The 18,907-nt window shown below is 36.9% G+C and carries 23 protein-coding genes and 1 pseudogene; 8 read left to right on the top strand and 16 right to left on the bottom strand.

Annotation, left to right across the window (positions count from 1 at the left end):
- Positions 1-68: 68 nt before the first annotated feature.
- Entirely contained in the window at positions 69-1,052 is a 984-nt protein-coding gene (locus RCG17_RS24230; protein ID WP_308172577.1) for an L-lactate dehydrogenase, read from the top strand.
- 101 nt (positions 1,053-1,153) lie between these two features.
- Here RCG17_RS24230 and RCG17_RS24225 read toward each other — a convergent pair.
- Positions 1,154-2,343: pseudogene (locus tag RCG17_RS24225) on the bottom strand (pyridoxal phosphate-dependent aminotransferase).
- 405 nt (positions 2,344-2,748) lie between these two features.
- The gene (locus RCG17_RS24220) at positions 2,749-3,957 is read right to left on the bottom strand and encodes an MFS transporter (protein WP_308172576.1); all 1,209 of its coding nucleotides are present in this window, start codon (positions 3,955-3,957) and stop codon (positions 2,749-2,751) included.
- Positions 3,958-4,133: 176 nt separating this feature from the next.
- Here RCG17_RS24220 and RCG17_RS24215 point away from each other — a divergent pair, with 176 nt between their 5' ends.
- Positions 4,134-5,024 carry a LysR family transcriptional regulator gene (locus RCG17_RS24215; RefSeq protein ID WP_308172575.1) on the top strand — a complete coding sequence of 297 codons (891 nt, stop codon included), beginning with the start codon at positions 4,134-4,136 and terminating at the stop codon, positions 5,022-5,024.
- A 28-nt stretch (positions 5,025-5,052) separates the two neighbouring features.
- Positions 5,053-5,937 carry a LysR family transcriptional regulator gene (locus RCG17_RS24210; protein ID WP_308172574.1) on the top strand — a complete coding sequence of 295 codons (885 nt, stop codon included), beginning with the start codon at positions 5,053-5,055 and terminating at the stop codon, positions 5,935-5,937.
- A 124-nt stretch (positions 5,938-6,061) separates the two neighbouring features.
- Here RCG17_RS24210 and RCG17_RS24205 read toward each other — a convergent pair whose 3' ends face one another.
- Complete coding sequence (locus tag RCG17_RS24205; RefSeq protein WP_308172573.1) at positions 6,062-6,466, bottom strand: carboxymuconolactone decarboxylase family protein; 405 nt, start codon at positions 6,464-6,466, stop codon at positions 6,062-6,064.
- A 307-nt stretch (positions 6,467-6,773) separates the two neighbouring features.
- On the opposite strand from RCG17_RS24205, the gene RCG17_RS24200 reads away from it, so the two are divergent.
- On the top strand, positions 6,774-7,607 hold the full coding sequence (locus RCG17_RS24200; RefSeq protein WP_308172572.1) for an NAD(P)-dependent oxidoreductase: 834 nt from the start codon (positions 6,774-6,776) through the stop codon (positions 7,605-7,607).
- Positions 7,608-7,688: 81 nt separating this feature from the next.
- On the opposite strand, the gene RCG17_RS24195 is transcribed toward RCG17_RS24200, so the two are convergent.
- From RCG17_RS24195 to RCG17_RS24165, 7 genes are all read right to left on the bottom strand, one after another.
- Positions 7,689-8,360, bottom strand: coding sequence for an LrgB family protein (locus tag RCG17_RS24195; protein ID WP_308175942.1), 672 nt, complete (start codon positions 8,358-8,360; stop codon positions 7,689-7,691).
- Positions 8,360-8,731 (bottom strand): CidA/LrgA family protein, encoded by a 372-nt coding sequence (locus RCG17_RS24190; RefSeq protein WP_308172571.1) that lies wholly within the window; start codon positions 8,729-8,731, stop codon positions 8,360-8,362. Before RCG17_RS24190 ends, RCG17_RS24195 begins: the two co-directional genes overlap by 1 nt.
- Positions 8,732-8,841: 110 nt before the next feature.
- A complete protein-coding gene (locus RCG17_RS24185; RefSeq protein ID WP_308175941.1) occupies positions 8,842-9,069 on the bottom strand; it encodes a LysR substrate-binding domain-containing protein in 228 nt (75 codons plus the stop codon).
- A 53-nt stretch (positions 9,070-9,122) separates the two neighbouring features.
- Positions 9,123-9,722 (bottom strand): LysR family transcriptional regulator, encoded by a 600-nt coding sequence (locus tag RCG17_RS24180; protein WP_308172570.1) that lies wholly within the window; start codon positions 9,720-9,722, stop codon positions 9,123-9,125.
- A 145-nt stretch (positions 9,723-9,867) separates the two neighbouring features.
- A complete protein-coding gene (locus RCG17_RS24175; protein ID WP_308172569.1) occupies positions 9,868-9,993 on the bottom strand; it encodes a hypothetical protein in 126 nt (41 codons plus the stop codon).
- A 285-nt stretch (positions 9,994-10,278) separates the two neighbouring features.
- Entirely contained in the window at positions 10,279-11,241 is a 963-nt protein-coding gene (locus tag RCG17_RS24170; RefSeq protein WP_308172568.1) for a tRNA dihydrouridine synthase, read from the bottom strand.
- 351 nt (positions 11,242-11,592) lie between these two features.
- Entirely contained in the window at positions 11,593-11,862 is a 270-nt protein-coding gene (locus tag RCG17_RS24165) for an HU family DNA-binding protein (RefSeq protein WP_308172567.1), read from the bottom strand.
- Positions 11,863-12,577: 715 nt separating this feature from the next.
- Here RCG17_RS24165 and RCG17_RS24160 point away from each other — a divergent pair.
- Positions 12,578-12,871: a hypothetical protein gene (locus tag RCG17_RS24160; RefSeq protein WP_308172566.1), complete on the top strand. Its 294-nt coding sequence runs from the start codon at positions 12,578-12,580 to the stop codon at positions 12,869-12,871.
- A 105-nt stretch (positions 12,872-12,976) separates the two neighbouring features.
- On the opposite strand, the gene RCG17_RS24155 is transcribed toward RCG17_RS24160, so the two are convergent.
- The gene (locus tag RCG17_RS24155; protein ID WP_308172565.1) at positions 12,977-13,426 is read right to left on the bottom strand and encodes a S1 domain-containing RNA-binding protein; all 450 of its coding nucleotides are present in this window, start codon (positions 13,424-13,426) and stop codon (positions 12,977-12,979) included.
- A 302-nt stretch (positions 13,427-13,728) separates the two neighbouring features.
- Between RCG17_RS24155 and RCG17_RS24150 the strand changes: the two genes are divergently transcribed.
- Positions 13,729-13,896: a hypothetical protein gene (locus RCG17_RS24150; RefSeq protein WP_308172564.1), complete on the top strand. Its 168-nt coding sequence runs from the start codon at positions 13,729-13,731 to the stop codon at positions 13,894-13,896.
- Between the two features lie 111 nt (positions 13,897-14,007).
- Here RCG17_RS24150 and RCG17_RS24145 read toward each other — a convergent pair whose 3' ends face one another.
- Together RCG17_RS24145 and RCG17_RS24140 are read right to left on the bottom strand one after the other, a co-directional pair.
- Complete coding sequence (locus RCG17_RS24145; RefSeq protein WP_308172563.1) at positions 14,008-14,385, bottom strand: M20/M25/M40 family metallo-hydrolase; 378 nt, start codon at positions 14,383-14,385, stop codon at positions 14,008-14,010.
- A 44-nt stretch (positions 14,386-14,429) separates the two neighbouring features.
- Positions 14,430-15,119: a M20 metallopeptidase family protein gene (locus tag RCG17_RS24140; protein WP_308172562.1), complete on the bottom strand. Its 690-nt coding sequence runs from the start codon at positions 15,117-15,119 to the stop codon at positions 14,430-14,432.
- Between the two features lie 422 nt (positions 15,120-15,541).
- On the opposite strand from RCG17_RS24140, the gene dapB reads away from it, so the two are divergent.
- Positions 15,542-16,306: a 4-hydroxy-tetrahydrodipicolinate reductase gene (dapB, locus tag RCG17_RS24135; protein WP_374120866.1), complete on the top strand. Its 765-nt coding sequence runs from the start codon at positions 15,542-15,544 to the stop codon at positions 16,304-16,306.
- Positions 16,307-16,676: 370 nt separating this feature from the next.
- Here dapB and RCG17_RS24130 read toward each other — a convergent pair whose 3' ends face one another.
- Positions 16,677-17,315 (bottom strand): PAQR family membrane homeostasis protein TrhA, encoded by a 639-nt coding sequence (locus RCG17_RS24130; protein ID WP_308172560.1) that lies wholly within the window; start codon positions 17,313-17,315, stop codon positions 16,677-16,679.
- A 64-nt stretch (positions 17,316-17,379) separates the two neighbouring features.
- Complete coding sequence (locus RCG17_RS24125) at positions 17,380-17,856, bottom strand: CarD family transcriptional regulator (protein WP_308172559.1); 477 nt, start codon at positions 17,854-17,856, stop codon at positions 17,380-17,382.
- 360 nt (positions 17,857-18,216) lie between these two features.
- Between RCG17_RS24125 and RCG17_RS24120 the strand changes: the two genes are divergently transcribed.
- Positions 18,217-18,429 carry a hypothetical protein gene (locus RCG17_RS24120; protein ID WP_308172558.1) on the top strand — a complete coding sequence of 71 codons (213 nt, stop codon included), beginning with the start codon at positions 18,217-18,219 and terminating at the stop codon, positions 18,427-18,429.
- A 252-nt stretch (positions 18,430-18,681) separates the two neighbouring features.
- Here the strand turns inward: RCG17_RS24120 and RCG17_RS24115 are convergent, their stop codons facing one another.
- The gene (locus RCG17_RS24115; protein ID WP_057775982.1) at positions 18,682-18,882 is read right to left on the bottom strand and encodes a cold-shock protein; all 201 of its coding nucleotides are present in this window, start codon (positions 18,880-18,882) and stop codon (positions 18,682-18,684) included.
- Between the last annotated feature and the right edge of the window lie 25 nt (positions 18,883-18,907).

The following is an 18,907-nucleotide window of genomic DNA, read 5'->3' as shown; positions in this document are numbered from 1 at the left end:
TGGACTGACGTCAAAATTCCAAAAATTCAATATTGTGATAAAATATAACCAAACAAGGAGGTAAGAACATGAAAAGAAATAAGTTAGTGATTGTTGGAGTGGGCCATGTTGGTTCATATGTTCTGGCAGATGCCATGAAATTGGGACTTTTTGCTGAAATAGCTGTCATTGACATCGATAAGGATGTTGCTTTTGGTGAAGCTCTCGACCAAGAACACGCTACCGCTCTAACCTATATGTCTAATACAACGGTCCGTGCCGGAGATTATTCCGAATGTGCGGATGCCGATGTGATAATCTGTGCTGCCGGTCCGAGCATGCTTAAAAGCGAGGAAGATGCTATGCCAGATCGAGCAAAATTAGCCTCTGTTAATTCAGAAATAATTCGTGAAGTCATGACTGGAATTACAAAATATACGAAAGATGCAATCGTTATTTTGATAACCAATCCTTTAGATACGATGGTGTACATAGCAGAAAATGAATTTGGCTATCCTAAAGGACGCGTGTTTGGAACCGGAACGATGCTTGACTCTGCGCGTCTTCGCAAAATCATTGCCACTAATTTTGATATCGATCCAAAAAGTGTGATAGGTTATATGATGGGTGAGCACGGGCACACAGCTTTCCCGGTATTAAGCCGTCTAAATGTCCAAGGTTTTGGTGAAAAAGAATTAGATCAAGTTTTCCAAGGAAAAAGACCATTAAGCAGGGAAGATATTAAACAACAAGTTGTACAAGCGGCCTTTGACGTATTAAATGGAAAAGGCTGGACGAATGCCGGTGTTGCCCAGGCTGCCGTTACCCTGGCAAAAGCAATTCTGTTGGATGAACGCAGTGTTTATCCTGTGTCCACCACATTGCACGGACAATATGGGTACGATGGAGATGTTGCCTTAAGCATGCCATGCATCATCGGGAAGAATGGCGTAGAAAAACAATTAGAAATTGCTCTCGATGAACAGGAACTTGAATGGTTGCATCAATCAGCACAATATATTCAAGAAGCGATGAAAGTGGCAGGGACGGGTAAAGCAAAAATTTATAATTAAGTAGGCAACTACTAGTTGACGAACAGTCTATTTCGCTGTTCGTCTTTTCATTTTTACTCTATTAAAAAATCAGTAACCAATTAGGCTACTGATTTTACAACTTACTTTCCATATTCAGTCTTTACGAACTTTTCCAATGCAGGTAATGAGCGCATCACTTTTTCCGTATCGATGCAATATGCCATTCGAAAATATCCCGGACATCCGAAACTATCGCCTGGGACCAGGATCAAATCATATTTTAATGCCTTCTGGCAGAATACTTTCGCGTCTTCCTCTAGTGCTTTTGGAAAGATGTAGAAGGTTCCACCCGGTTTTACGCAGGTGAATCCCAGCTCGATTAATTTTTCATAAATCAGGTTCATATTGGTTTCATAAACAGACATATCAGCTGTCAAATCCACTACTTCTGCAACAGCGAGTTGAATAATGGAAGGCGGGCAATTGTGTCCGATGCCTCTGGAAATCTGTCCACACATACTGACAATAGAGCCTGAATCCACACATTTCGGATTCACGGCAACATAGCCTATCCGTTCTCCAGGTACTGATAGAGATTTAGAATAGGAGTAACAGGATATTGAATTGTCATAGTATTTTGATACATATGGTGCTTCTTCGCCCTCAAATACAATCTCTCTGTAGGGCTCGTCCGAAACAATAAAAATTTCGTGACCGTATTCTTTTTCTTTTTTGCGAAGAAGATCTGCCAGTTTCTTGATTGTATCCGCAGAATAAACAACTCCTGACGGATTGTTCGGACTGTTCACCAATACCGCAGCGGCCTTCTCTGTTAGCATTTCTTCAAACAAAGTGAAGTTAATTTGAAAATCTTCCGTATTCGGCGGAACCACTTTCAGTACAGCACCAGTTAGATCAATATATGGATGGTATTCAGGGAAATATGGAGCAAATGTCAGCACCTCATCCCCCGGTTCGTTACGCATCGGATCGCATGTGCAATCGCACCGGCAGCTCCTGACGTCATAAAAATATGGTTTTCCGTATAATTCATAGCAAATCGTCTATTTAAAGATAGGGCGATTTTTTCCCTAACTGAAGGAATTCCCAAACTTGGGCTGTATCCGTGTAGTTCTGTAGGGCTTTTATCGGAAAGCAGATCCATCATTACCTGAGTAAATTCTTTTGGAACAGGAACAGACGGATTACCTAGACTATAATCAAATACATTTTCGTATCCGATCTCTTTCCCCCGTACTGAGGCAAACTCAGCCAATTCCCTGATTACAGATTTACCTGTTAACATTTTCTTGTATTGTTGTGCGATCATTGTGTCTCCTCCTTACCTTTCCTACTATTATACAATATCATCGGTGCACAGCCATTCTCATGGAAAGGTCTATTTTATTTTTCAAAAAATTGATGTAAATAAAAGTACCTGTGGCGATTACAAATGTTAGTTGCGTAAAATAAGTTCAAAATCCTAATTTCCTCCACAAAAAAAGCACTCACAAATACTGATATGTCAACATCCGTGAGTGCTTTATCATTTAAAAAAATACTCTTTTGTTCCTATTCTCCACTTGTGCCGATTGTATGCGACAACACATGGGCTGCTGGTGAATATTTCGTCTATTGTTCCTGGACTGTTTCATTTTTAAATATTGATTTTGATAAATTATGGATAATATCTTGTATCTCCAGCCTTCTCCTTTAAGGGAAAATATAATCTACATTAATTATAGTCTTCGACTGCCTGAACTGCATGGTGATCCTCATTTTTCTTCCTGCCCGCAAAAGCAAAGTAAGCAAAACCACCTGCGACAATAAGGACGATTCCACAGATAAAAACACTGCTATATCCGAATGAATTTGCTGCCATTCCCAGCACAAACGCACCTACAGCCATTCCTAAATCCATTGAATTGAAGAACAACGAATTGGCGATTCCTACACGATGTTTTTCAACAGAACTAATAACCTGTGTTTGAAGGATTGGTGTTACAGAGCCATAACCTATCCCAATAACTGCACCTGCCAAAATCATAATGATGGCTGTTTGAGGCAATGAGAGCATAGCCATTCCAATGGCAAATAACAAAATGCAAGGATAAACAATTTTGTTTGCTCCGTAACGGTCAGCCCATACACCTGTGAATGGACGAAATACAAACATTAAGCCCGCATAAAGAATAAAGAAAGTACTAGCGGCTTTTACAAGGTTAATTTCTTGCGCATACAATGCCAAGAATGAAGCAATGCCTGAATAGGCACAAGCTAAAATAAATACGACAAGGGCAAATGGTGCGGCTTTTTTATCAATTAAATCATTAAGATCAAATCTTTTACTAGTTTTAGAGACTTTACCTTTCTTTTCTTGTTCTGGAACATGAATAACCATTGATAGAAAGATATTTACTACTGAAATGGCAATACAAAGAATGTATGCTGTGTTATATGCTCCAACATTAGCTAAATTAAGACCTATTACCTGCCCAACTACCATTGCCAATCCCATTGCTAATGAGAACCAACTTAGTCCCTCACCACGTCTTGAACTCGGTATGATTTCTGCACTGATGGTACCTTTTACTGTAGTAATAACTCCAAAAGTGATGCCATGAATAATCCTTAGGATGAATAATTCCCAAATATTTGTTACAAATGGATAAAAAAGTGTAGCAATAAAAAACGCTGCAGCAGAATAAATAAGCAATTTCTTTTGTGATCCTACGCCTACCCACTTACCAGCAAATGGCCGAATAACAATGGCCGCAAGTAAAAATAAGGTTACTAATAAGCCAGCCTGACCCGCACCCCCGCCAAATTTTTTCGTTAATTGAATGGGAAGTGCTGTTAATAAGATATAAAATGCTAAAAAGATAAAAAAGCTGATTGTAGTAATATTTATAAAATCTTTAGTCCATAGTTTTGGTTTGTCCATATTATGTTCCCCCTTAATTTTTCTCTTTTATTAGTTGGCACATCTATTCATGATTGTTTTCTCGAAATGAAAGCAATATATTTATTATACATACATTTGATATGCATACATAATTGTATTTTTTATAGGATCTATGCATAATAGTAATATCACAAATGGATAAAGGAGAATATCGAATGGATTTTGATCAGCTGTTGAATTTCCAAATAGTTGCAAAACATAAGAGCTTTACAAAAGCTTCTGAAGAATTAAACCTTTCACAACCAGCATTAAGTCGTTCTATTCTGCGGCTTGAAGAAGAAGTTGGTGTCCCTTTACTCGAAAGAAAAAGCCGCGGAGTCGTTTTAAACCAATATGGGAAGGTTTTTCTAGAGACTGCAAACCAGGTATTATCCAATATAAAGGAAACAAAACAAACAATCCACGATATGATTGACCCCCTCCATGGGACTATTTCACTTGCATTTATCCAAACACTTGGCTCTAGTTTTGTACCTGATTTAATTAGTGAGTTTCAAAAGGAATTTCCAAACATTCAATTTCAATTATCGCAAAATATTTCAAGTAAAATCTTAAAAGAAATACATGCTGCGAACATTGACATTGGCTTCTGTTCACCTCTAGAACCGCATGAAGGTCTGTGTTCGATTCCAGTTTTGTCCGAAGAATTATTCCTAATTGTTCCTGCTGCCCACAGGCTGGCGGGAAAAGAGATGGTAAATTTAAGTGAAGTAGCGGATGATCCATTTATCTTTTTCAAGCCTCAAACAGCCCTTCATGATTTAATACATAATCTCTGTAATGAAGCAGGCTTCCTCCCAAGGAAGATTTTTGAAGGATATGAGGAGAGGACAGTCTCTGACCTAGTTGGAGCCAATTTGGGTGTTGCCATTGTACCTTACCTCCCTAATCTGGATAAAAATAAAATTTCAATGCTCCGCGTACAGTCACCAAAGTGCTTTCGAGTAATCCAAATGGTATGGAGAATAAATGGATATATATCTCCTGCCGTAGCAAATTTTAGGGAGTTTGTGGAGAAAAGGGCTATAGGTATGAGAATGGTATGAACAAAAACAAGGATTGGAGAGTACATTCATGGACGTACGTCATCTCACTTACTTTATTGAAGTAGCAAAATACAAAAGCTTTACTAAAGCTTCGAACTCCCTCCATTTGTCACAATCTACACTAAGTAAAGTAGTCAAAAGTTTGGAAGAAGAATTAAATGTAGAACTGATTGACCGTTCCGCAAAGAACATTGAATTAACGGAAGCAGGCGAAATCGTTTTAGCGGAAGGGAAAATGATCATGGAATCGCTAAATGATCTATCTACCCACCTATATGATTTAATGAACTTAAAAAAAGGAAAGATAAAAATTGGCATACCCCCAATAATTGGCTTTTTATTTTTCCCCAAAATCATTAAAGGATTCAATAATCTTTACCCCGATATCAAAATAAAACTCACTGAAGATGATTCCAAAAAAGTTAAACAAGAAGTCAGAGACGGAATATTAGATCTTGGTGTGGTTATGCTGCCGGCTGATGAAAAGGAGTTTGATGTTGTTCCCTTTGTTTATGATGAACTGTCACTCTTCGTCCATCATTCCCATCCATTAGCGCAAAAAGAAAAAGTTGAAATGAAGGAGTTACAAAATGAAACCTTCATTCTATTTAAGGAAGAATTTGCTATTCATGAACTCATTATTCAAGAATGCGGACGAGCAGGTTTTCATCCAGAAATTGCTTACGAAAGTTCCGAGTGGGATTTTATTAGTGGAATGATTGGTGAAAACTTAGGGATTTCGATATTCCCAAAACCTATTGCCAAAAAAGTCGATCAAGATTTAATCAAGGCGATTCCCATCTTCAATCCAAGCCTTCCTTGGAATTTGGGATTTATTTCTAAAAAAAAGAAGTACGCTTCACCTGCTGTTCGTGAATTTATCCAGTTCATTTCAACTAAATTACCTTCCTGAATCTTGTAAAAACTTTTTGGTCACAAAGCGGTAAAATCAAACAGCCCCAAAAACACGAAAAAACTTGTGTTTTTGGGGCTGCTTTTAGTTTGCTTACTTTTCATCGATTCCTAGCGTAGCTCTCTTAATCATTCATTTTTACATTTCTTTGAGCAAAAACTTTTTTCACCAACTTTAGAGCATTCAAAACACGTGGAAAGCCTGTATAGGGAATCAAGTGCACGATCGTTCCAACAATTTCTTTTGGAGTTAATCCAATTGTTATTCCTGTGTTGATATGCAATTCCAATTGCGGCTCCGTACCTAGAGTGACAAGAGAAGCGATTGTAGCAATCGTCCGTTGCTTATTAGTCAAGCCTTCTCGTGAATATATATCTCCAAAAGCAAATTCAACAATATAACTTTCTAAATCAGGTGCAAGATCTTTAAATGCCGCAACAATATCCATGTGCGTTCCAATTTCTTCGTTATCTGTTAAAGTATATTCCTTAATAATATCTAAACCTCTTTGGTAACGATTTGTTTCCATGTTCTTTTCCCCCCAAAATTTCCTTTGTTTTTGAAACAGAAATAACTATATCGCTGTTTTTGTTATTCGTAAAATACATATAAATCATATAATGTATTCCCTTAATTCATGATTAGCAGGAAGTTATTCTGGAATTTTTTACCCTTTTAACATTCATAAATAAATGATCTATGAAAAAAACGAAAATGTTTTATTCCAAACATTCATTTTACTCATAGGAATATGCGATATATACTGAGTGTGAACAAAATGTGAACGAAAATTGAATGATAGATGCGAGTTCATTTTATTATAGGAGGAATTAATCATGAGTAAAAAAATTGGATTTGTAGGATTAGGAACAATGGGATTCCCGATGGCCGTTAATTTAAAGAAAGCTGGTTTTGAGGTAATCGGTTATGATGCCTTTAAAGGGGTTTATGAGAAGGCAAAAGCGGCTGGAATAACAATGGTAGAAACTTTAAAAGAAGTGGCGGAACAAGCGGACGAAGCGATGATCTCAATGGTTCGTGACTATGCCCAAAATGTTGACATTATTTTTGGTGAGAACGGTCTATTATCTGCCCAACCTAAAAATAAAACAATTATTGTTATGAGTACACTTGACCCTGAAACAATGAATAAATTAGGCAAAAAAGTCGAAGATGAAAGTAATTTGAAATTAATTAGTGCTGCAGTAAGCGGTGGTGCTTCAGGTGCTCAAGCTGGAACATTATCGATTATGACAGCCGGTTCACAGACAATCGTAAAATCTTTCCAACCATACTTTGATGCGATGGGATCTAATATATTCTACTATGGTGCAGAACCAGGAAACAGCCAAGTAGCAAAATTAGTAAATAATATGATTTTAGGTATTAACATGAATGCTTTAGCTGAAGGACTTAAATTAGGAAAACACTACAACTTACCTCAAGAAGAGATATTAAACCTATTAAAAGTTAGTACAGGTGATAGTTGGGTAGTTAGAAATTGGAAGGATGTTTCTGAATGGACAGCAGACACTGCTTTGGCCGTTCTACTTAAAGACTTAAAAGCGGCTTACATCCAAGGGCTTAACCATAATGTATCCTTACCATTCAATGCCTTATCAGCCACACAATTATTTAATTCTATGGGAAAAGAGAAACCAGAAGCCTGAAAATAAAAGTGCCTGGCACCACCCGAAAATTGTCAAAAACCTTCGACAGGATTCGGGTAGTGCCAGTGGTTCTTCTTAAAGCTATATAAACGGAATTAACAATGCACCCCAAACCAAAGTGATTAAAGCAGCAAAAATCATCGCTAATGAGGAAAATACCCCTTCTAGTTTTCCGTATTCCATTGCTTTATTGGTACCGACACCGTGTGCCCCCATTCCTAAGGCCAGACCTTTGGCAATCGGTGTTTTAATGGACAGCCATTTTATGACACTTGGGCCAACAATTCCTCCCATCACACCTGTTATAATCACAAAAACAGTCGTCAATGTCGGCAGACCACCGATTTCCTTTGAAACCTCTATAGCAATAGGGGTGGTAATCGACCTTGGAAGAATAGAAACAACGAAGTCATGTTTCAAATGAAATAATTCTGATAACAAAAATGTTGAAAAAATCGCCACAAGTGTTCCAGTCGTAATACTGATCAAGATGGTCCCAAGATATTTTTTTATAGTTGACAGATTTTTATAAATGGGTACAGCAAAAGCAACTGTAGCAGGTCCAAGCAAATCCGACAGCCATTTTGAATCCTGTAAATATTGATTAGCAGACACATGTGTAATGGAAATCAGCACAATTAATAAAATGGGAGCGACCAATAATGGATGTAAAAAAGGAGCAGATATTTTTGTATAAATCTTTTTTGAAAATAAATAGATTACATACGTTATGAATGTGAACATTACCATCATCAATGCTGTTCACTTCTTTTCCGGACAGATATTTTTTCTGCAGTTAGGGCGGTCATCCCCATGACAATCATCGTACTGAATGCAATCAACAGGACAATTTCCACTCCCTGGATACTAATGATTTGCTGATAATTAACAATTCCTACCGCTGAAGGAACAAAAAACAGCAGCAGCTCGGCCAATAGCCATTTAGCACCCTGCTCTACCCATTTCAGTTTAATCACTTTGCAACAAAGAGCCAGAAATAATAGAAATAAGCCAAACATGGAAGCAGGGATTGGCAGAGGGATCATTTGTTTCAGTGCCGTTCCTAAAAAGAAAAAGACATACAAAAAACATACTTGTAAAATAATGATTCCTAGTTTCATCATCAATAAGACTTCCTTTATAAATAAGTATCTTTGAATTAACTAAGAGTTATCTTACTTCGTTTTTTATTATTCGTAAAATACATATTTATAATTCGTTTCATAACTTAAAGTTATAGCTGATCCTTCAAAATAAAATCAATAAACATTCTGCCAGCATTAGAAATATATCGTCCTTTTTTGGTTATAACCGCCAATCTCCACAAAATAGTTGGTTGAAGGCTGATGAATTCAATATCTTTGGCAAACAGCCGGTTACAGATTGACTGCGGCAAAATTGTCAAACCCAGGTTTGCGGCAACCATCTCAGACATCAAGTCCCACTGGGTACTTTTAAACAGGATTTTGGGCTCGAAGCCTGCCGTAATAAAAAAGTGATTGCGTATAATTTGATTTAAAGCAAATTCCTCATGATAAAGATAAATTCTTCATCCTTTAAATCATTAATATTCACTTCCTTACGGTATGCAAGTGGATGGTCCTTGTGAACAACTAGCTTCATTTCCTCCTTCACAATCGGATAGACATTAAAGACCTGCTCATCTAACGGCAGCACAGCAACACCGAGTTCAATTTCTCCCTCTTCCACACTTTTCACTACCCTGGCACCGCCATATTCGGTAATATCCAATTTGATATTGGGATATGCTTGGTGAAATTTCTTCATAACTTTTGGAAAAAATAGGCTTCCAATAAATGGCGGCAGTCCAATATTAATCTGTCCCATGGAGAGATTGGTCAAATCACTCAACGTCAATTTCATCTCATCCAAAAGACTTGTCATTTTCTGGACATAATTTAATACCACTTCACCAGCATCAGTTAATGCGATGGCTTTATTGGTACGAATGATTAAAGTTGTTCCCAACTCGTCCTCTAAAGATATAATCGACTTGCTTAGGGCTGGCTGGGAAATATGCATTTGCTCTGCCGCCTTCGTAATGCTTTTATACTTGGCTACTTCTACAAAATACAAAAATTGCCTTAACTCCAAAACGGACAACTCCTATGTCACTTGATTATGTAAGCACTGCTTTTTCCCCTCTTATCTTAGCATAGAGAATAATAAAAGTGCCTGGCACCACCCGAAAATTGTCAAAAACTCTTTGACAGGATTCGGGTAGTGACAGGCACTTCTATCAATCCTCACCATCAACAACCTTACAAGCTTCTTCAAAGGTTAATCCGTAACCCTTTTCCAACTCTTGAATCAAATTACCTTTTTCAATTAAAAATTCAACGAAAAGATCGATCATTGTTTCCATTTTTGCTTCCTCCTGTGATGTCTAAAATGAGGCTATTCCAATTTTGTCCATTTAAATATTTCACATACCAGCGTGTTAAAATTTTTGTACAGACAGCGGCACCTAGTATTTCCTTAAAAAGGGACTCGGTTGGTTGAAGATTTTCATTTTAATATGCGTATGACAAGATTGTAAGGTTTTTTCAGTTTCTTGGGTTGAATTTCCCAATGAAATAAATAGTGCCTGACACCACAGAAAGACAAATTCGAAAAAATGTCTTTTTATGGTGTCAGGCACTGGTTTCAGTTAAAAACTATTTCCAAAGTTATCAAGCAAGGCACGCACTTCATCTGTTGATTTCGTATTCATCAATTGATTTCTTAATTCGCCAGCTCCACGAAATCCTTTGACATAAATTTTGAAAAAGCGATGAAGCCCTGTGATTGAACGAGGCAGTGCTTCCGCATATTGATCTTGAAGATCAAGCTGCAGTCTTAAAAGATCAAGGTATTCTTCACTGCTATGCTCTTTTGGCTCTTTTTCAAAAGCAAAAGGATTTTTAAAAATACCTCGCCCGATCATAACGCCATCAATACCATATTGTTCAGCAAGCTGCAGCCCCGTTTGACGGTCTGGAATGTCTCCATTGATTGTTAGTAGCGTATTTGGTGCGATACGGTCGCGTAATTTTTTGATTTCCGGAATGAGCTCCCAATGTGCATCGACTTCGCTCATTTCCTTTCTTGTACGCAAATGAATAGAAAGGTTCGCAATATCCTGTTTTAAAATATGCGTTAGCCACTCCTCCCACTCCTGAACCTCCTTATAGCCAAGTCGTGTTTTCACGCTGACAGGTAGTCCGCCCGCTTTTGCTGCTTGAATGAGTTCTGCCGCAACGTCTGGACGTAGAATAAGGCCACTCCCCTTCCCTCTCGATGCTACATTCGGTACAGGGCAGCCCATATTAATATCGATGCCTTTAAATCCTAGCTCTGCCATGCCAATACTCATTTGACGGAAATATTCGGGATTATCCCCCCAAATATGTGCCACCATTGGCTGCTCATCTTCTGTAAACATCAATCGGCCACGCACACTTTTAATTCCCTCTGGATGACAATAGCTATCCGAGTTTGTAAACTCTGTGAAAAATACATCAGGTCGACCGGCTTCACTTACGACGTGACGAAAAACAACATCTGTCACATCTTCCATTGGTGCAAGTACAAAAAATGGTCGTGGTAAATCACGCCAAAAATTATCGATCATTTCAAACTCAATTCCTCTCACTATGGATACAACTTCAATCTCTCGTTAAAAAAATAGAAAGCAAACGTTCCACTTCTTTTACACTTATATCATGCTTAATAACTTATTATCAAACACAAATACATTTGGACATTTGTAATTTGTGAAAAACTATTGTGAAAATCAGCAATTTTTATTTTAACGAAAATCGGTCTTAAAAAATAGTGCCTGACACCACAGAAAGACAAAAATGAAAAATTGTCTTTTTATGGTGTCAGGCACTTGTATCCCCTGTCCCCGAATATACAAAAAGCATACCGCCATCTTGCTCAGATAGGGTATGCTTTTTAATCATTTTTATTAGGATTATACTTACATTTTCTGTATCAATGATTTACTTGCCCGAAAAACGGGGACTTTGCCTGCTTGGATTTGTAATTCTTCCCCTGTTTTAGGATCGATACGCATACGGGCTTCACGTTGACAAACTTCAAATTTACCAAACCCTAAAAGTGCAAAAGAATCTCCGCTAACTAGCGATCGTGTGATTACATCGAATACAGCATCTACCGCTGATTCCGCCTTTTTTTTAGATAGCTCTGACCTTGCCGATACTGCATTTATTAATTTAGTTTTGTTCAAAAGTTATACCTCCAATTTATCAAAAATATCCTAAATAAAGTTCATCCTTTACATCTTTTTATGACAATGAGCAAATTTGGTGTATTTTATCCTGCCATAAAAAGTGTAGGGCGAACAATCAAGAATCTCAAAGTGTTTTTGCATGACCCGGTGGGAGTACGAGAAACAATGCAGAACAAATTATAGAAGTTGCATGGTTGTTCCAAAAGCAGTAAAACGAATTACTTGCCATTTTCCGGAATAGAACCTTTATATCCCTAAAACAATGAAAGCCCAGCCTCTCTTTCATCCTTACGGCTCCTTGACCGTGCCAGTGTGAATCAGGTTTGTAAACCCAAAAATTACTATTATTAACTCATTCGGTAAAATATATCGATTTTATGCGGTGAAAATTAGAACAATCGAATTATGAGGAAATAAAGAGGTGCATTAAAAATATGAGTTGAAGGAATTGGATAAACGATGGAATTAAAAACTTAAGAAACTAATCAAACAAATTTTCCACTTTTTTAGGATACCACACTCTGTCTTATTTATCAAATAGAATATAATATCATTAATTGTCTTTTTGTGTCAATACTTTTCGTACGATAATATTCATTCATTTTCCGAAAGTTTATTAGGATAAAAAAAACCAGGATTTCCTTTATTCAAACATTGTCAGTACTTAATTTTCTTTTTCCCCATATGCTTTATGTATGAGGAGTGAAAACTTATGCAAAAGAATCAGTTTGATATTGAAACGCTTAAATTAATTAGAAATAAACTAGATTATATTTACTCCATTGCTAAAAGTAATTACAATGACAACCCCGAATTAATGGATACGATTGAAAGTTTAGCGGGGGTAGCAAACATGTTTGCAAATATTAGAATTCAGGAGTTAAACGATTGTATAGAAACGCCCAGCCCTCAAGGGTTTATCGTGTCTAAACTAGCTAACGCATACTCCAGAATGAAAAATTATGAGAAACAAAGTGACAGTGACTTTCCTACTTGGAAGCTCTAACTGGTAACTATGCAAGGGTCGTTCTGATATGGTTTTTATGTAAAGAAGGCAAGCCTTGTGCGCTTGCCTTCTTTTATATGATGAAATGTTTAAAAACGGAACAATTTATCCGCGCCTTCCACCTCGACCACCCTGTTTTGCTACACTGTTACGTTTTAGGGTAGATAAATTTTCTTCACTGGTCTTTAAAAACTTAGCCATTTTATCTTCAAAACTTTCCTTTGGTTTAAAATTACCTTTTGTGCGAGAGTCCTTGGAACGATTATCCCCTCTCGCTGGACGTGGTGCTCGTTGTGAATAAGAAGACCTTTGTACTTCGGGCTTATCTACCGTTTTTTTGATGGACAAGGCTGTTTTTCCGTCCTTCACACCAATCACTTTTACTTCAATCAGGTCGCCTAGTTTAAGATGGTCATTAACATCTTTTACATAGCTATCTGCTACTTCACTAATATGCACAAGACCTGTTGATCCATCCGGTAATTCCATAAAAGCTCCGAAATTAGTAATACCTGTTACTTTACCTTGTACTTTGCTACCTATTTCTACTGACATAAAAATGATGTTCCCCCTCAAAAATGTTAAAACCACCTTATTATAACAAATAAAAGGAAATGAAATCAATTAAAATTTTCTTTTGGTTCACTTAAAGAGGCAGAATATGCTTTTCATCTGCTCATTTGGAGATTCCTAAATGATAGGCTATTCTGTTGTACGATTTGATTTATCGTTTTCTATTCCACACTCATTGAACATTAAGAGTGGATAATATAAAGAAATTATGTCAAACTTAAATTAAGTCTTCATAATCGAAAAGCATAATTTTATTATCAAATTACTAGAGAAGGTGATAGAGAATGAGGGAAAGTCTTTTTACTATTGGAGAAGAAGTAAAAATTAAAGCGTCTGGCGAAACAGTAACAATCCATAAAGCTCAGTATGTTAAAAACATGAAAAGGTACTCATACATTGTTAATGAATATCCAAATACTTTTTTCTTTGAAGAAGAATTAACTGAAGAATAATGTATATTATTTGTTGAATTTCATTCAGGAATTAAAAAAATAATGTTCCTGTCACCACTCGAAAATGGTTGAAATCTCTTCTACAGGATATCGAGTAGTGACAGTGGCACTTTATCTAACTAACCCCATAAAAAGCTCAACCCCTATTTCAATAAGTTCATCCCGAAAGTCGTACTCATTTGTGTGAAGATGAGGGTAATCTTCACCGTTTCCAATGAAACAATAGGCGCCTTTTGTAAGCTTTGTATAGTGGCCAAAATCTTCGGAAGCACGAAATGCTTCTTTCAATTCAACGAATTCCATTCCTTTGGCTTTTGCGGCGAGACGAATTTTATCGGCACTTTCTTTATGATTGAACGTTTCCGGGAATTCGTCATTATATTGAAAACTTACTTTTAAACCGTATTCTTCTGCCTGGGCTTTTGCAAAGCTTTCAAGGTTTTCCTGCAGGCGATCCAGCTCCTCCTCGTAAAGAGCACGTATGGTCATACGAAGGTCCCCTTTTGATGCCGCAATACCAAAAGCTTTTTCCCCTACATCAATTTGAACAACCGTGCACAGGACAAGACCTTTATTTTTTTCCGGGAAGTGAGTTCAGGAATGGCTCCAAGAATATGACCAACGGCGAAGGATGGATTGATCCCATTTTCCGGCTGACTGGCATGGGTAGGAGCCCCCTCCAGATGGATCGTCATCCCTTTCGATGCACACATCATCGTTCCATCCAAAATTCCTACCACCTTGTATGGAATTCCGCTCATATTATGGTAGCCGTAAATTTCATCAATATGGTGTTCTTTAATAAAATCAACACATCGAATCGCGCCATCCCCTGTTTCTTCAGCCGGCTGGAAGAGGAAAAAGATATTTTTATCCGCACCCGCCTGATCAATTTCAAGCGCAAATCCTGCCAGTGTGGCTGAATGGCCGTCATGACCGCATTTATGTGCTTTTCCTGGGAACTGAGAACCCCAAGGCAGTTCGATGAATTCATCCATTGGCAGCCCGTCAAAATCTGCACGGAAAGCGATATTTGGCTTATTGCTTCCCGCTCGATAGATTGCATAAAACCAATTTCCTTTATCAATAATTTCTAGTTTCGTATTCGCCTTCAAAAATTCCATCAAATGTTGTTTTGTCCAAACCTCTTCATTGGAAAGTTCAGGATGCTGATGCAATTCGTGTCGCAGTTTTTTTACCAAGTCATAATTTTGAGTCTTCATTTATATAATCACACTTTCCAATTTATTCCGTTACCTTACTTTTGAGTTACATGTCTTTTTACGCCAGTTGTACTTTCTTAGTTTACTTCCATAAAAATCAGTTATAGTGATGATCTTCAGTTGGCATTTTCGAAATACTTCGCAGATCTTTAACACTTAAAATCACAATGATCCCCATCACTTATGTATTTACTACAATTATAGTAAAATCCATACAGAAAAAATATGATTTTCCACCAAAAAGCTAATCTTGAATTGACACTAGAAGAAAAAATAGTACCTACCACCACACTAAAAAACGTTTTCCTTTTAGTCACATGAACCAAAACTATTTTTATTTTAATATGGTTGTATAATTAGTGTTGGCAAAAGAAAATTTGGTAAAATAAAAATAACCACCTATTTACTAATGAAAGGAATGAATGATTTTGACTAATATCGTAATTTGTGGCAGCTCAGGTAAAATGGGACAGGTAATTAATAATATCATTTCTACTAGAGATGATTGTAAAGTTGTCGCGGGAATTGACAAGAACACAGAAGGTTCCAATAACTTTCCAGTGGTGGCAACTCCTAACCATCTCTCTTCTCTTTCCATTGAACCGGATGTGATTATTGATTTTTCTCACCCATCGGTTTTGGATGAATTACTTGATTATTGTCTCACCAACAGAGTAGCAATCGTTATTGCGACCACTGGATATAACCAAGAAGAAGTTAAAAAAATTCATAAAGCTGCAAAAGACATCCCTCTCTTCTTCACTGCAAATATGTCTATTGGGGTAAATTTGATTGCCGAGCTAGCTAAAAAAGCGGTTTCTGTTTTAGGTGATCAGTTTGATATTGAAATTGTTGAAAAACACCATAACCAAAAGATCGATGCCCCTTCAGGCACCGCACTTATGCTTGCTGATGCAATAAACGAAGAATTAGATCATCAATATTCTTATACATACGACCGGCACAGCGTTCGTGAAAAAAGAACAAAGAAAGAAATCGGCCTTCATGCTATTCGCGGGGGCACGATCGTTGGAGACCATGATATTATTTTTGCTGGGCGGGATGAAGTCATCACTCTTTCCCATCATGCAGCTTCCAAAGAAGTATTTGCTGTTGGGGCGGTTAACGCAGCCATTTTCTTAAAAGGAAAAGAAGCAGGATTGTATAGTATGAAGAATTTGATATAATTCTAAGGCTTTGGCCGGATTGATTTTCAAATCTGACATTACTTGTTTTAAAAACTAAAAACACCCTCCCTTTAAAGCGGAAGGTGTCAAATCTCGTATTTCCAAAGGAAAATTGTATCTATCAATAAAAAATGCTATGAAAAAAAGTGCCTGACACCACAAAAAGACAAGATTGAAAAAATGTCTTTTTACGGTGTCAGGCGCTGGTTTCAGGCGCTGGTTTCACATTGGAACAATAGCACAATAAACATTTGGCTGATCGTTAAAAGGAGTTTATGTTTTACCTCATTAAAAAAGCATCCATTTATTGGGATGCATAGTGAAATAGTTGTTTAAGCTAATCTACATCAAGGACTGTCCTAAAAATCAACTAAATTAAATACCATAATACTGCAAAGAAGTGAGCTGCCGAACCGGCAATCACGAAAATGTGCCATACAGCATGATGATACCTAAAACCTCTCCAAACATAAAATACGGATCCTACCGTATAGAAAATACCCCCTGAAACTAAAAGGATTATTCCTTCTGGCTGGATTGCCTGTGTAATGGGCTCCCAAACAATTACAATGAGCCAGCCCATAATAACATATAGAATGGTTGATGTTACTAAAAATCTTTTAACAAAGAAGCACTTAAGGACTGTACCAATAATCGCCAATCCCCATACCACTCCAAATAAAGTCCAACATTCCCATCCTTTTATCACTAGAAACAAATACGGCGTATAAGACCCTGCTATAAAAAAGTAAATAGCGGAATGATCAAGAATTTCAAAAATATCTTTTGCTTTACCAGGCGGAAGTGCATGTACGAGTGTAGAACAAATATATAGAAGTAACATGGTTGTTCCAAAAACCGTAAAACTAACAATTTGCCATGCATTTCCATGAAAAGTGGATAAAGTAATTAATATAACCAATGCTGCAATACTTAAAAGTGCAGCTATCCCGTGGCTAATCGCATTCGCAATCTCTTCTCCCCTGGAGAATATATGAGTGTTTGCCAAAAAACTTATTCCTCCTAGTTTTTTAAAGTCAGAAGCATCTTTAGGTCACATGTAAAAAAAGCACTTATCCAACCTTTTTGTTTAACAAATCATTTGCCTGATTTTCGGTGATCCCTCTAATTATCCCCAGTTCACCAATAAAAATCTTCCGTGCGCTGTTTAGCATTTGTTTTTCGCTTGAATTGAGAGATTTCTTTTTGTTTAAGCGCATTAAATCACGCACAACTTCTGCGCCCTCTTGAATATTGCCTGATCTCAACTTTTCCGTATTAACTTTGTATCTTTCTTTCATTGAAAGAGTTATATCGGTTTGACCATTTTGAAAAATGTCCAAAACGTGTTCAAGTGTAAGTACATCTTCAACTAAGCGAATGCGTGATTTTTGCACTTTATCAATAGGAATCATTACTTGCATTCCTTTGATTGACATTTTTATCATGTAATACTTATGTTTCTCACCTAGAATTTCCTTTTCTTCTATTGCTTCAATAACTCCGACACCTTGCATTGGATAAACAATGGTATCACCAACATGAAACATCAGAACACCTCCAAATTTGAATCCTTTTTAAGTATAACACACATTTTATTTTTTAACAAAACAATTATTATAACATTATTCACCAGTCAATATCAATATTTTTATTATTGAAAATTAGTTTTTTTTAGATTCCATATTATAACTCTAAATCACAATCGTCTCGAATTTTTCAAGGTATCAGTATAAGAAAAAGCTACCAAGATGGCAGCTGGATCTTCGACTCTTGCACCGCTCGTTTTCCTGGTATCGGTTCTTCTATAATAAAGATTTTCTTACCTTGAATTACTTGGGAAAATAAGAGGAATTTAAAGGAAAATACCTCCTTTATGTCGAAAGTATAGAGATAAAGGGGATGACCCAATGAATAAAGTTGATTTATTAAAAAATCTTCGCAACGTCAGTCAAGGTAATTTTTTTTCAACAGAGGTTCCAAAAGCTACAAAAGAAGATGAAAAAAACATTGAGGAATTGGTTAGAGAATTAGAAAGTGAAGGGAAAATCAAGTTAAGAGAATGTGTACAGCGAGAATACTCAGTTTATTTACATGGCATAATTAAGTATGCAGATGAATAATCAGTTACCTTTTTATTCGGTAAATAAGGCTCCTGTAAGACTTTAAGAGGTATACCACCTGAGTATTGTGACCAACCTCATTTTAAGCAAAAATAAAAGAATTAGGCTATTCCATAAGTGTATGCTACACTTTGTTTACCATTTGATTTACTGTTTTCATGTCCCCTACTCATTCGCGAGTGGGGGTTTTTTATTTTTTAAGAAAATAAAAAACAGACTCTGATATAAGAGCCTGTTTAAAGGATTCTATAATTAAGCTTTGTGAACGTTAGCTGCTTGTGCTCCACGTTGACCTTGCTCAACATCAAAAGTCACTTCTTGACCTTCTTCTAATGTTTTGTACCCTTCGCCTTGAATCGCTGAAAAATGGACGAATACGTCTTCTCCACCTTCACGTTCGATGAATCCGAAACCTTTTTCGCCGTTAAACCATTTTACTTTACCTTTTTCCATTTTTGTTGCCTCCTAGTGTGTAAAT

The organism is Neobacillus sp. PS3-12, assembly GCF_030915385.1.
Classification (GTDB): Bacteria; Bacillota; Bacilli; order Bacillales; family Cytobacillaceae; genus JAEVLT01.
The sequence above is the reverse complement of the archived record's forward strand: the minus strand, read 5'-3'. Positions and strand labels throughout refer to the sequence as shown.